The sequence below is a fragment of the Streptomyces sp. NTH33 genome (genome assembly GCF_003236365.1).
GTDB lineage: Bacteria > Actinomycetota > Actinomycetes > Streptomycetales > Streptomycetaceae > Streptomyces.
The window spans coordinates 1-13,257 of sequence record NZ_POTZ01000167.1; the positions used below are offsets into that span (position 1 = coordinate 1).

General features: G+C 73.4%; 10 protein-coding genes and 1 pseudogene. 8 read left to right on the forward strand and 3 right to left on the reverse strand.

All coding sequences use genetic code 11. The features are described 5' to 3' along the window. Together C1I97_RS17600 and C1I97_RS17605 are read left to right on the forward strand one after the other, a co-directional pair. Positions 1 to 704, forward strand: a 704-nt coding sequence (locus C1I97_RS17600) for a WS/DGAT domain-containing protein (RefSeq protein WP_146608234.1), incomplete at its 5' end; no start/stop codon positions are given. 103 nt (positions 705 to 807) lie between these two features. Continuing rightward, the gene (locus tag C1I97_RS17605) at positions 808 to 2,283 is read left to right on the forward strand and encodes an SDR family oxidoreductase (protein ID WP_111004174.1); all 1,476 of its coding nucleotides are present in this window, start codon (positions 808 to 810) and stop codon (positions 2,281 to 2,283) included. 184 nt (positions 2,284 to 2,467) lie between these two features. On the opposite strand, the gene C1I97_RS17610 is transcribed toward C1I97_RS17605, so the two are convergent. Next, on the reverse strand, positions 2,468 to 3,004 hold the full coding sequence (locus C1I97_RS17610; protein ID WP_258382609.1) for a hypothetical protein: 537 nt from the start codon (positions 3,002 to 3,004) through the stop codon (positions 2,468 to 2,470). Between the two features lie 374 nt (positions 3,005 to 3,378). Between C1I97_RS17610 and C1I97_RS17615 the strand changes: the two genes are divergently transcribed. Further along, positions 3,379 to 3,552, forward strand: coding sequence for a hypothetical protein (locus C1I97_RS17615; protein WP_111004175.1), 174 nt, complete (start codon positions 3,379 to 3,381; stop codon positions 3,550 to 3,552). A 54-nt stretch (positions 3,553 to 3,606) separates the two neighbouring features. Further along, the gene (locus C1I97_RS17620) at positions 3,607 to 4,089 is read left to right on the forward strand and encodes a GNAT family N-acetyltransferase (RefSeq protein WP_111004176.1); all 483 of its coding nucleotides are present in this window, start codon (positions 3,607 to 3,609) and stop codon (positions 4,087 to 4,089) included. A 167-nt stretch (positions 4,090 to 4,256) separates the two neighbouring features. Here the strand turns inward: C1I97_RS17620 and C1I97_RS17625 are convergent, their stop codons facing one another. After that, entirely contained in the window at positions 4,257 to 5,612 is a 1,356-nt protein-coding gene (locus C1I97_RS17625) for an amidase (RefSeq protein ID WP_111004177.1), read from the reverse strand. Positions 5,613 to 5,880: 268 nt separating this feature from the next. On the opposite strand from C1I97_RS17625, the gene C1I97_RS17630 reads away from it, so the two are divergent. Next, a complete protein-coding gene (locus C1I97_RS17630) occupies positions 5,881 to 8,895 on the forward strand; it encodes an alpha-mannosidase (protein ID WP_111004178.1) in 3,015 nt (1,004 codons plus the stop codon). A gap of 128 nt (positions 8,896 to 9,023) precedes the next feature. Next, a pseudogene (locus C1I97_RS17635) lies at positions 9,024 to 9,218 on the forward strand (amidohydrolase family protein); the annotation flags it as partial. Between the two features lie 10 nt (positions 9,219 to 9,228). On the opposite strand, the gene C1I97_RS17640 reads toward C1I97_RS17635, so the two are convergent. Beyond that, a complete protein-coding gene (locus C1I97_RS17640) occupies positions 9,229 to 10,650 on the reverse strand; it encodes a lipase maturation factor family protein (RefSeq protein ID WP_111004181.1) in 1,422 nt (473 codons plus the stop codon). Positions 10,651 to 10,829: 179 nt separating this feature from the next. Between C1I97_RS17640 and C1I97_RS17645 the strand changes: the two genes are divergently transcribed. Together C1I97_RS17645 and C1I97_RS41520 are read left to right on the forward strand one after the other, a co-directional pair. Continuing rightward, complete coding sequence (locus C1I97_RS17645) at positions 10,830 to 12,920, forward strand: SpoIIE family protein phosphatase (protein WP_111004180.1); 2,091 nt, start codon at positions 10,830 to 10,832, stop codon at positions 12,918 to 12,920. A gap of 22 nt (positions 12,921 to 12,942) precedes the next feature. Next, positions 12,943 to 13,071, forward strand: a complete 129-nt coding sequence (locus tag C1I97_RS41520; RefSeq protein ID WP_258382610.1) for a hypothetical protein — start codon at positions 12,943 to 12,945, stop codon at positions 13,069 to 13,071. Positions 13,072 to 13,257: the final 186 nt, after the last annotated feature.

Here is a 13,257-nt window from a genome sequence, read left to right on the forward strand (position 1 = left end):
GCCCCACGCCGGCCCTCACCGCCGAGCCCACCGGAACCCGCCGCACCGCCGGCGCGGTCGTCGACATCGACGACGTGCACCTGGTGCGCAAGGCCGTCGGCGGCACCGTCAACGACGTACTGATCGCGGTCGTCGCCGGTGCCCTGCGGCGCTGGCTCGACGAGCGCGGCGACTCCAGCGAGGGCGTCGCACCCCGCGCCCTGATCCCGGTCTCCAGGCGCCGTCCGCGCACCGCCCACCCGCAGGGCAACCGGCTCTCCGGCTATCTGATGGAGCTCCCCGTCGGCGTCCCGGACCCGCTGCGCCGCCTCGGCGCCGTCCGCAGCGCCATGGACCGCAACAAGGACGCCGGCCCCCACCGGGGCGCGGGCGCCGTCGCGCTGCTCGCCGACCACGTGCCGGCCCTCGGCCACCGGCTCGGCGGACCGCTGGTCGGCCAGGCCGCCCGGCTCTGGTTCGACATCCTGGTCACCAGCGTGCCGCTGCCCGGCGTCGGCCTGAAGCTCGGCGGCCACCCGCTCACCGCGGTCTACCCCTTCGCGCCGCTGGCCCGCGGCCAGTCCCTGGCGATCGCGATCTCGACCTACCGCGGCCAGGTCCACTACGGGTTCGTCGCCGACGCCAAGGCCGTCCCGGACCTCGGCCGGCTCGCCCACGCCGTGACCGAGGAGATGGAGACCCTGATCACGGTCTGCGGACCATGATCACCCCTGTTTTCCCTCGCGGCCCGGCGCTGCCGTAAAATCCCCCGTTCGAAAGCGGACGCGAGTCGGAGCGCCGCACGGGTGACCAGGGAACGGCAGCGCGATGACGGTGACAGACGAGGGCCCGACGACCACGGACGAGGTGGCGTACGGCCCCGGCATCGACCCCGAGCGCCTCGCCGTGTGCCTGAGCGTGCTGGAGGAGCTCGACCGGATCGAGGTCGACCACCCGGACGCGGTCCTGGTGCGCCGGGCCACCTCGCACATCTACCGCACGGTCAAGCAGCGCCGCCGCCAGGAGCGCCGGGCCGCCAAGACCGCGCACGACAGGGCGGTCACGGAAGCCACGGCCACCGGCTCGGCGCAACGGATCGACGACGAGACCGAGGGCATCCTGCCCTCGTCCACGACCGAGGTGGGGCGGATCGCGGGCATACTCCAGCGCCCGCGCTCCTGCTACACCTGCAAGACCCGCTACGTCGAGGTCGACTACTTCTACCACCAGCTCTGCCCGGCGTGCGCCGCCGAGAACCGCGCCCGCAGGGACGCCCGCGCCGACCTCACCGGCAAGCGCGCCCTGCTCACCGGCGGCCGTGCCAAGATCGGCATGTACATCGCGCTCCGGCTGCTGCGCGACGGCGCGCACACCACGATCACGACCCGCTTCCCGAACGACGCCGTCCGCCGCTTCAAGGCCCAGCCCGACAGCGGCGAGTGGATCCACCGGCTGAAGATCGTCGGCATCGACCTGCGCGACCCCGCCCAGGTGGTCGCCCTCGCCGACTCGGTCGCGGCCGAGGGCCCGCTGGACATCCTGATCAACAACGCCGCCCAGACCGTACGGCGCTCCCCGCAGGCCTACAGCGAGCTGGTCGCCGCCGAGTCGGCCCCGCTGCCGGCCGGTGAGCTGCCCGCGGCCGAGGTGATCGGCACCTTCGGCTCCGGCGCGGTCGCCGAGCTGCCGGTGGCGGGCGGCGGCGCGCTCACCGCCCAGGACGTCACCGACCTGGCCCTCGTCTCCGGCTCGGCGTCCCTGGAGCGGATCGCGGCCGGCACGGCCATCGACGCGGGCGGCCTGGTGCCCGACCTGCACGACACCAACAGCTGGATCCAGACCGTGGAGGAGGTCACGCCGGTCGAGCTGCTGGAGGTCCAGCTGTGCAACTCGACGGCGCCCTTCATCCTGATCAGCCGCCTGCGCCCGGCGATGGCGGCCTCCGCGGCCCGCCGCACCTACATCGTGAACGTCTCCGCCATGGAGGGCGTCTTCAACCGCGGCTACAAGGGCGCCGGCCACCCGCACACCAACATGGCCAAGGCCGCCCTGAACATGCTCACGCGCACCAGCGCCCAGGAGATGTTCGAAAAGGACCGCATCCTGATGACGGCCGTCGACACCGGCTGGATCACCGACGAGCGCCCGCACCCCGACAAGATCCGCATGGCCGAGGCCGGCTTCCACGCCCCGCTCGACCTGGTCGACGGCGCCGCCCGCGTCTACGACCCGATCGTGCGCGGCGAGACGGGCGAGGACCTGTACGGCGTCTTCCTCAAGGACTACGCGCCCGGCAAGTGGTGAGCGAGGGCCTCCGGCCGGCCGTGGACCGGGTACGGGCCGGTCGCGAAGCCGGCGGCGCGCCGCCCCGGCGCCTGCCCGCACGACCGGCCGGCCCGGCACCCCGCACCACCTTGCCGGAGACCGGCCGCGGCGCCCACGCCCCCGGCGACGACGGCGGTCCCGCCCCGCGGTCCGGAGGACGACGTCACCGGCGCACGGCCTGCACGGGGTGCGTGTGCCGGTCGGGCCGCAGCCGGCACCTCTCGTACCAGACGTCCCTGACATCGTGCCGGCCCGCCTCTTCCGGCCGGGAGTTGCGTGCCGCGACCAGCTCCAGGACCGTGCGCCAGTCCTCCAGGACACCGGCGCCGAGGGCGTGGGTGCGGGCCTCCTCGGCCGCCTGGCGCAAGGACAGGGCGTCTTCGTCGAGCAGGTGGCCGGGGACCGCCGTATGCTGCCGTACGAGGCGGGAGACACGCTCGCCGAGCAGGCCGCGGACCGCTTCGGCGACGAGGTCGGCCGGGCCCTTCCGGGCGCCCGCCCCCAGCAGGCGACCGATGCCCTGGACCAGACCCGCCACCTGGAGCTCCTTGTCGGCCGGGTGGCGCCGGCGCAGCAGGGCGGCGGTGCGCAGCGCGTGGTCGTGCGCGTCGACACCGCCGCCGTGGCCGTCCGGTGCGGTGACAGCGCCCCGGCAGGCGTACAGCAAGTCCATCAGCGCCTCGACGCTGCGCAGCTCCATGCGTCGGTCCTCCCGCGAGACGGCCGTCGTGGTGGGTCAATGGGTCATGGCGAATGGCGTCCATGATGTGACAAAACGGCTTGTGAATGGTCGAATCAACACGCGCGACTTCGGATAGTTACCAGCTCTTTGCAGCCCTATCGAGCGGGAGGCCGCTCATTTGGTTAATCTGGAGCGGACGGGCAGCACCAAGGGGTTCCATCCACACCCATGGTCCGTCCCGGGGCGAGCCGGTGCACAACGGCCTGCCCGACCTCAGTTGCCGGCGCCACCGCGTCCGAGATGGCTTTGAACCAGACCCGAACGGGCGTCGGGTACCGCTGTGCGAAGCGGCCGGGATGCCCCGAGGGTGACCGACACATAAGGAGTGCGCGGTGACACCGGAGAAGACGAATCGCGATCAGCGCCCCATGGAACGCACGGAACGCGCGGGCCGCAGGCCCGGAGACCTCTGCTGCCTCGACGTGTGGGCCCGGTCCGCCCCGATCCGCCTGGCGGGCTACGAGGACGACCTTGCCGAGCCGCACATCCTGCCCAGCGTGGACTGATCCGGCGGGAACCGTCGCGGTCGCAGCCGGCATGGGCGTGCGAGAGTCACGCCCATGCTGATCAGAAAAGCCACGGCCGACGACTGGCCGCGGATCTGGCCTTTCTGGCACCGGATCGTCGCCGCCGCCGAGACCTACACCTGGAACCCGGACACCTCCGAGGAGGACGCCCGGGCCCTGTGGATGAACCCGGCCAAACGCGTGTACGTCGCCGAGGACGACACCGGGGCGGTCGTCGGCTCCGCCTACGTCGCGCCCAACTACGACGGCCCCGCCGCCCGCATCGCCAACGCGGGCTTCATGGTCGACCCCGACCGGGCCGGCCAGGGCATCGGCCGCGCCCTCGCCGAGTACATCCTCGCCGCCGCCGAGGCCGCCGGCTACCGGGGCATGGTCTTCAACGCCGTCGTGGAGACCAACCCGGCCGTCGAGCTGTGGACCTCCCTGGGCTTCCGGATCCTCGGCACGGTGCCGGAGGCGTACGAACACCCCCGGCACGGCCGGGTCGGGCTGCACATCATGTACAAGGCGCTCTGAGCAGCCCTGGTGAGGCCCGGTGCGATACCGCGCCCCGCAAGGGGCGCGGGGCTGTATTGATGTGCGGCCCCATCCCCAAGCTCTTGACGAGCAGGGGGACCTCCATCGTGGGCGCGGCCGGCCCCCCACCGGCCCGCAGGTTCATCACCGTGCTTCCGGCGGAGCGCTCAGCCGTACCGCTCTGCGAGGCCGGCCGTCCGCTGCCACGGGTGCAGCGTCTCGATCTGCTCCGCCAGGTCCAGCAGGTCCGCCTCCGAGCCCGGACGGCCCACCAGCTGCACGGCGCAGGGGGCGCCGGAGGGCAGTGTGCCGAACGGCACCGCCATCGCGGGCCAGCCGGCCAGGTTCCACGGCGGCGTCATCGGCGAGTAGCCGGTGTTGGCCAGCACATTGCGCAGCCAGCCCCGCTCGTGCCAGGGCCCGGCCTGCGGGGAGCGGCGGGCCAGCGCCGGGGTGAGCAGCACGTCGTACTCGGCGAAGAACGGCTCCAGCCGCCGGCGCAGCCGCTCCCGCTGCGTACTCGTGCGCACCCCGTCCAGGAACCGCTGCCCGACGGCGGCGTGCACCCGGGTGCGCCGGGCCAGCCGTCGCGGATCCAGCCCCGCCGCGTCCACGGCCGTACCCGCCGACCAGTGCCGCAGGGCCGTGACGCCCAGCGACACCGGATACGGCGGGTCCGCGCGGCGCACCCGGTGACCGGCCCCGGCCAGCAGGCGTGCCGCGTCCCTGGCGGCGGTGGCGTACGGCTTGCTCACGGCGACCCCGGCGAGCGGGCTGCGCACGGACACGGCGATCGTGCGCGGGGCCGTCTCCCGCCCGCGCACGACGTCGGTGTCCGCCAGGACGGAGAGCATCAGCCGGGCGTCCTCGACGGTCGTGGCCAGCGGGCCGTTCTCGGACATGCCGAACCAGTCGCCGTCGCCGATGCCCGCGGGCACCACCCCGTGGCCCGGCTTGATGGTGACCAGCCCGCAGTTGGCGGCCGGGATGCGCAGTGAGCCCATGCCGTCGTTGCCCAGGGCGATCGGGACCAGGCCGGCCGCGACCGCCGCCGCGCTGCCACCCGACGAGCCGCCCGCCGTCCGGGTGGTGTCCCACGGGTTGCGGGCGGTGCCGTACGCCCCCTCCGTGGTGCCGAAGACACACAGCTCGGGCACGTTCGTCAGCCCGACGACCACCGCGCCCGCCGCCCGCAGCCGGGCCACCGTGACATGGTCCTGCTCGGCGGGCGTGTCCGGGGTCGCGGCCGAACCCACGCGGCAGGACTCGCCGCGCACCGCCAGGTTGTCCTTGACGGCCACCGGCACGCCCGCGAGCGGCAGTTCCGCCAGGTCGCCCCGGGCCGCCACCTCGTCGGCCTCGGCGAGCGCGGCCTCGGCGCGGACGGTGCGGAAGGCGCCGACACGGCCGTCGAGCCGCTCGATCCCGGCGAGGTGCTCGGCCACCACCTCACCGGGCGTGGCCCGCTTCTCGCGTACGGCGGCGGCGATCTCGGCGGCACTGCGGCCCACCCAGCTGGTCACGGGCGCTCCTCGGAAGGGGACGGAAAGGGGACGGAAAGAGGACGGTCAGGGGGCGTACTGGCGAGTACGCACAGAGAACTCTGCCCGCCCGGGCGCCCCGCGTCGAGAGGCCCCGCGGCCGCGGGGTTGGAGCCGCGTGCGGCGGGGGAGCCGTACAGCGGGCAGGCCCCCACGACCGGCCCCACGACCGGTCCCACCACCGGCACCCGCGACCGTCACCCCGCACCGGGCGACCACCTGCTGACGTACGACCCACGGAGCGCCTCCCATGCACGACGACCGCACCCTTGTCGAGGCCCGCCTCCGGCGCGTGCTCGACGAGCGCATCCGCCCCGCCGTGTATCCCGAGTCCGTCCCGCTGGAGGTGGCGGTGTGGCACGCGCCCGGGGAGCCCGTCCCGGTCGCCGAGGGACTGGCCGCCGAGCCGGAGCCGGTCGAGGTGGGCGCCCGGTGGGGTGCTCCGTGGGGCACCAGCTGGTTCCGGGTGACCGGGACCGTACCCGAGGACTGGGCCGGCAGGACCGTCGAGGCGCTGCTCGACCTCGGCTTCGACGAGAACATGCCCGGCTTCCAGTGCGAGGGCCTGGTGTACCGGCCCGACGGCACCCCGGTGAAGGGGCTGAGCCCGCGCAACCAATGGGTCCGCATCGGCGCCCCCGTAGCGGGCGGCGAGGAGGTGCGGCTGCACGTCGAGGCCGCCTCCAACCCGGTGATCCTCGGCGGCTCGCCGCTCGGCGACAAGGAGACCGCGGGCAGCGAGCCGCAGTACACGCTCGCCCGCATGGACCTCGCCGTGTTCGACGAGACCGTGTGGCAGCTGGTGATGGACCTCGAAGTGCTCGGCGAGCTGATGGCCGAGCTGCCGGCGGACTCGCAGCGCCGCTGGGAGATCCTGCGCGCGGTGGAGCGGGCGCTCGACGCGGTCGACCCGCAGGACGTGAACAGCACGGCCGAGCGCGCCCGCCCGCACCTCGCCGACGTGCTCGCCGCTCCCGCCGCCGCCTCCGCGCACCGGATCAGCGCGGTCGGGCACGCGCACATCGACTCGGCGTGGCTGTGGCCGCTGCGCGAGACCGTGCGCAAGGTGGCCCGTACGGCGTCCACCATGACCGCCCTGCTCGAGGACGAGCCGGAGTTCGTCTTCGCCATGTCCCAGGCCCAGCAGTGGGCGTGGCTGAAGGAACACCGGCCCGAGGTGTGGGCCCGGGTGAAGAAGGCGGTGACCGACGGACGGTTCGTGCCGGCCGGCGGCATGTGGGTGGAGTCGGACACCAACATGCCCGGCTCGGAGGCGATGGCCCGGCAGTTCGTGCACGGCAAGCGGTTCTTCCTCGACGAGTTCGGCATCGAGAACGACGAGGCGTGGCTGCCCGACACCTTCGGCTTCGCCGCCGGACTGCCGCAGATCATCAGGGCGGCGGGCTCCAGGAGGCTGCTGACGCAGAAGATCTCCTGGTCGCGCACCAACAGGTTCCCGCACCACACCTTCCTGTGGGAGGGCATCGACGGCACCCGGATCTTCACCCACTTCCCGCCCGTCGACACCTACAACTGCTCCATGAACGGCAGCGAGATCGCCCACGCCGCCCGCAACTTCCGGGAGAAGGGCGCCGCCCGGCACTCCCTCGCCCCCACCGGCTGGGGCGACGGAGGCGGCGGCACCACCCGCGAGATGGTCGCCAAGGCCGCCCGGCTGCGCGACCTGGAGGGCTCGCCGCGCGTGGAGTGGGAGGCCCCGCGGGCCTTCTTCGACAGGGCCGAGACCGAGTACCCCGAACCTCCCGTCTGGGTCGGCGAGCTGTACCTGGAGCTGCACCGGGCCACCCTCACCAGCCAGGCGGGGACCAAGCAGGGCAACCGGCGCGGCGAACACCTGCTGCGGGAGGCGGAACTGTGGGCGGCCACGGCGGCCGTACGGACCGGATTCCCCTACCCGTACGAGGAGTTGGACCGGATCTGGAAGACGGTGCTGCTCCACCAGTTCCACGACATCCTGCCGGGTTCCTCCATCGCCTGGGTGCACCGGGAGGCACGGGCGACGTACGAGCGGATCGCCGCGGAGCTGAACGGGATCATCGAGGCCGCCCAGCGCGCGCTGGCGGGCGAAGGCGGGACACCGCTCCTCTTCAACGCGGCCCCGCACGCCCGCGCGGGCGTCCCGGCAGGCGGCGCCGCCACCCCGGCCGGCCGACCGGGCCGCACGGAGCTGACGGCCCGCGAGGGCGGCGGACACGTCCTGGACAACGGCCTGCTGCGGGTGGAGGTCGACGCCCGGGGCCTGGTCGTCTCGGTGTACGACATCGGCGCCGACCGCGAGACCATCGCCCCGGGCCGGGCCGCGGGCCTCCTCCAACTCCACTCCGACCTGCCGAACATGTGGGACGCCTGGGACGTGGACGAGTTCTACCGCAACACCGTCACCGACCTCACCGACACCGAGTCGGTCACGGCCGGCGAGGACGAGGACGGCGCCTCGGTGCGGATCGTACGGTCCTTCGGGGCGTCCGGCGTCACCCAGGTCCTGTCGCTGCCGACGGGGGAGCGGCGGCTGGTGCTGGACACGGAGGTGGAGTGGTTCGAGACGGAGAAGTTCCTCAAGCTGGCCTTCCCGCTGGACGTGCACGCCGAACGGTACGCGTCCGAGACCCAGTTCGGGCACTTCCACCGGCCCACCCACACCAACACCTCGTGGGACGCGGCCAGGTTCGAGGCCTGCAACCACCGTTTCGTGCATGTGGCGGAGCCCGGCTGGGGTGTGGCGATCGTCAACGACTCGACGTACGGCCACGACGTGACCCGTACGGTCCGCACCGACGGCGACCGGGGGACCACCACCACGGTCCGGATGTCCCTGCTGCGCGCCCCGCGCTTCCCGGACCCCTGGACCGACGAGGGCGTCCACCGCTTCCGGCACGCCCTGGTGCCCGGCGCGGACATCGGGGACGCGGTGCGCGAGGGCTGGCGGATCAACCTGCCCGAGCGGCGGCTGACCGGCGCCGGCGAGGTGGCCCCCCTGGTGACGGTGGACGAGGACGCGGTGGTCGTGACGGCGGTGAAGCTGGCCGACGACGGCGGCGGTGACGTGGTGGTCCGCTTCCACGAGGCCCACGGGGGCCGGGCCCGGGCGACGCTGACGGCGGGGTTCGAGGTGGCGGGCGTCACGGTGACGGACCTTCTGGAGCGGCCCCTGCCCGAGGCGGAGGCACCGGAGCGGGACGGCGACCGGATCGCCCTGCGGCTGCGGCCGTTCGAGCTGATGACGCTGCGGCTGCGGCGCGCGTGACGCCACCGCACGCGCCGGCCGGCAGGGCTGTCCCCACTGCGCCCGCAGCCATGTCCATGTCTCCACCGCCTCGGGCTTCCCGGCCGGGCGACCGTCGAACTCCTTGCCGAGCGCGGCGTGCGGGTGGCCGTCCCCGTCCCGACGTGGTCCTGGACGCCTTCGGCCCGGGCCGCCTGTTGTACGGCTCGGACTGGCCGGTGTGCACCCTCGCGGCGGGCTACGCGGACGTCCTCACCACGGCCCGCGAACTGACCTCGGCCCTCACCCCTGCCGAACGCACGGCGGTCTTCGAGGGCACGGCCGCCCGGGTGTACAGCCGGTGACGAGGGCCGTTCACGACCGCCGCGCGGTCTCGGCCAGCCGGGTCGGCGGCAGGAACTCCCGTACGTAGGCGCGATCCCAGCAGGCGCCCGTCGCGCGCAGCTCCCGCCAGCTGGTGTAGCGGTAGCGGAACAGGCGGGCACGGACGTAGCGCGGCGGCTCGTCGGGCGGGAAGGGGGAGCGGCGCAGCAGCCGGAGGGTGTCGCGGTCGTTCTCCAGGAGCCGCTCCACCATCGCGCCGAACCAGGCGCCGGCGTACGCCGGGGACAGCGCCGCGAACCACATCATCCAGTCCAGGCGCAGATGGTAGGGCGCGAACTGACGCGGCCAGTGCCGGAGATCACCGGGCTTGCCCCGGAACTCGTACTCCCTCCAGTCCGCGTCCTCGCGCGGTGTCTCGTCCCGCGTGCCCTCGACCACCACCTCGTAGCGGAGACGGCTGATGCTGCCGAACGCGCCGTAGGTGTTGACCAGGTGCAGCGGGTCGAAGGAGCGGTTCATGACCTGGCGGCGGGAGATCATGTTCAGCACCGGGCGGTAGCTGAGGACCACCACCAGCGCGGCGACGGCGAGCACCACGACCTCGTACCACAGCGGTGCCGCGGGCACGGACGGCGGGCTCGCCGGGAACCGGACGGCCGACAGCGCCAGCACGATCGTGATCCAGTTCAGCCAGGAGAAGTTCCCGGACAGCACCAGCCACAGCTGGGTGACGATCATCAGCGCGGCCCCGGCCGTGGCGATCGGCTGCGGGGTGAACAGCAGGAACGGCACCACCAGTTGCGTGACGTGGTTGGCGGCCGTCTCGGCCTTGTGCAGCGGCCCGGGCAGATGGTGGAAGAACCAGCTCAGCGGGCCCGGCATCGGCTGCGTCTCGTGGTGGTAGTGCAGACAGGTCAGCTTCCGCCAGCACTCGTCGCCGCGCAGCTTGATCAGGCCCGCGCCGAACTCGACGCGGAAGAGGATCCAGCGCAGCAGGAACAGCACCACGACGGGCGGGGCCACCTCGTCGTTGCCGAGGAAGACCGCCAGGAACCCGGTCTCCAGCAGCAGCGACTCCCAGCCGAAGCCGTACCAGGTCTGCCCGACGTTGACGATCGACAGGTACAGCGCCCAGGGCACCAGCCACAGCAGCATCCCGCCCCACAGCGGCAGCCACGAGTCCAGCCCCGCGACCAGCGCCGCCGACACCGCGCACCCGGTCCACGCGACCGCCGCGAAGAGCCGGTCGGAGTAGCGCAGGTGGAACAGGCTCGGCGCCAGCCGGAACGGCACCCGCTCGACGAAACGGGGGATCGGCAGCATGCCGCGCTCGCCGAGCAGCGCCCGGAACTGCAGGGCCGCCGTCAGGAACGCGACCAGGTACACCGCGGCCAGCGCCCGCTGGAAGACCAGCCGGCTCAGCCAGTACTCGGGTGCGGTGAACCACCCCACGGCCGTGCGCTCCTCTCCTCCGGCGCGGCACCGGACCGCGGCCACGGTCCGTGTCCTCTCGCTCACCCGGGTGCTCCCGGCGGGCGAGGGGGAAACGAGTGAGGCACATAATGGTGACGGGCCCCGGCTACCCCGTCCCCGGCTCGAAGAATCCGACAAACCCTGGCAAGGTGTCGCCCATGGCCGATCAGGGAGCGTCCGCCCTGTCACTCCCGGAGGACTGGCCGGCCCATCCGGACCCGATCCTGGCGCTCAACCGCATGGGCAGCTTCGACTGGGACCTGGACGCCGGGCTGGTGCACATGGATGCCCAGGGCCACCGGATCTTCGACATCACCCCGGAGGAGCACGACGGCCGTCCGGGCACCCTGGGCGACCGGCTGCCGGGGTCCGAGCGCGAGCGCCTGGACGCGCTGGTGGCCCAGGCGATGAAGGACGGGAGCGAGAACTACGGCACCTACGTCCGGTTGCGCCGCCGCGACGGCAGCCTGCGCTGGACCCACGTCCAGGGCTACATCCGCCGCGACGAAACGGGCCGCCCGCGCAGGATCATCGGGATCCTGCGCGACGCCACCGAGGAGCTCAGGGAGAGCGCCGCCCGCCGTGAGCGGGCCGCCCAGGACGCCGCCCGGCGCGAGCAGACCAACGTCGTGGAGATCGCCACCGCGGCCCTCGCCCACGCGCGCACCGTCCAGGACGTCATCGACGTCGTCAAGGACACCCACGGCCTGGCCCTCCTCGGGGCCAGGAGCCTGGTCCTCGGCCTGGTCGAGGCCGGCCGCATCCGGCTCGTCGCCGAGGGCCCCGAGGGCGCCTCGGTGCCCGGCACCGACGTCACCCGGATCGACGAGCCCTACCCGATGAGCGAGGCCGTACGCACCCTCAGTCCCCGCTTCATCGAGTCCCCGGAGGACTTCGCCGAGCACTATCCCGTCCTGTGGCCGCACATCACCGGCCTGAACATCACCTCCGCCGCCTACCTGCCGCTGATCGCCCACGCCCGCCCGATCGGCGGCATGGGCCTGCTCTACAGCGACCGCCGGGGCTTCTCCCCGGAAGAGCGCAACGTCCTGGTCGCCCTCGGCAGCAGCATCGCGCAGAGCCTGCAGCGGGCCATGCTCTTCGAGCAGGAGAAGGACCTCGCCCAGGGCCTGCAGCAGGCCATGCTGCCGCGCACCATCCCCAGCGTGCCCGGCGCCGACGTCGCCGTCCGCTACCGCTCCGGCTACGCGGGCGGCTCCCTCGGCCGGGACATCGGCGGCGACTGGTACGACCTCATCCCGCTGCCCGGCGGCCGGGTCGGCGCCGTCATCGGCGACGTCCAGGGCCACGACACCCACGCCGCCGCCGTCATGGGCCAGCTGCGCATCGTGCTGCGCGCCTACGCGGCCGAGGGCCACACACCGGCCACCGTGATGGCCCGCTCCTCCGTCTTCCTGCACGAACTCGACACCGACCGCTTCGCCACCTGCCTGTACGCGGAGGCCGATCTGTCCACCGGCATCGTCCAGCTGGTCCGCGCCGGGCACATCGACCCGCTGGTGCGGCTGGGCGACGGCAGCTGCCGCCGGGTCACCGCCGACGGCGGCCTGCCGCTGGGCCTGTCCGCCGAGTTCGGCAGCCTGGAGTACCCGGTCAGCACCATGGAGCTCGACCCCGGGCAGTGCCTGGTGCTGTGCACCGACGGCCTGGTCGAACAGCCCGGTGCCGACCTCGACGACGGCATGCGCGCCCTCATCGAGGCCGTCGCCGACGGACCCGAGGACGCACGGAAGCTCGCCGACCGGCTCATGGACCTGGCCGAGGAACGCGGCGGCGACGACGACGTGGCCCTGCTGGTGCTGCGCCGCCGGGCGCTGGCCGAACGGCAGCCCGTCGGCCGGCTGCAGTGGCACGTGGCTCCCGGCGACCCCGAGGACCTGGCCCAGGTCCGGCACATGATCCGCGACGGGGTCCGTTCCTGGGGCGCCCGCGAGCGTTCGTACGAGATCGAACTCGTGGCCGACGAACTGATCACCAATGCCCTGATGCACACCGAGGGCGCCGCGGTCGTGACCCTGCGGGTCCTCAGCGGCACCGACCGGCGGCTGCGCATCGAGGTCGAGGACTCCGCCAGCACCCTGCCGCACCGCCGGGATCCCGGGGAGCAGGGTCTCTCGGGGCGCGGGCTGCTGCTCGTGGACCGGCTCACCGACGTGTGGGGCGTGGAGGCGCGCGGCGGCGGCAAGTGCCTGTGGTGCGAGTTCGTGGTGCCGGAGGAGCGGAGCTGAGGCGTCCCGCGCCGCGCTGCCCATGGGTATCGGCATCGCTGCCCTGTTCCGCCGGGACGGGCATCCGCTCCTGTGGGTGGTCCGGGGCGCGTTCTACACGGCCATCGGCATCACGGTCGTGGCCGTGCAGCGTCGCAGGATCAGCCGTTGATCCTCGCGGTCGGCTTCATTGGGTTCTGTTGCTGGATCCTCCGGACGCACCGCCGTGCGATGGACCGCTGCCGCTTCATGCGGTCGGCCCTGCGGGACCCGGGCGAACGGGTGCCGTGAGGCGGACCGCCCCGACTGCTCGAGCAGCGCGAGAAGGGGAAGAAGGAGAAGGGGGGAAGGGGGAGAG

Excerpts from the sequence above, each read along its gene's own strand:
- C1I97_RS17610 (WP_258382609.1), bottom strand. The coding sequence starts at position 3,004 with ATGGAGCTGCGCAGCGTCGAGGCGCTGATGGACTTGCTGTACGCCTGC.
- C1I97_RS17605 (WP_111004174.1), top strand. The coding sequence starts at position 808 with ATGACGGTGACAGACGAGGGCCCGACGACCACGGACGAGGTGGCGTAC.
- C1I97_RS41520 (WP_258382610.1), top strand. The coding sequence starts at position 12,943 with ATGGGTATCGGCATCGCTGCCCTGTTCCGCCGGGACGGGCATCCGCTC.
- C1I97_RS17645 (WP_111004180.1), top strand. The coding sequence starts at position 10,830 with ATGGCCGATCAGGGAGCGTCCGCCCTGTCACTCCCGGAGGACTGGCCG.
- C1I97_RS17620 (WP_111004176.1), top strand. The coding sequence starts at position 3,607 with ATGCTGATCAGAAAAGCCACGGCCGACGACTGGCCGCGGATCTGGCCT.
- C1I97_RS17630 (WP_111004178.1), top strand. The coding sequence starts at position 5,881 with ATGCACGACGACCGCACCCTTGTCGAGGCCCGCCTCCGGCGCGTGCTC.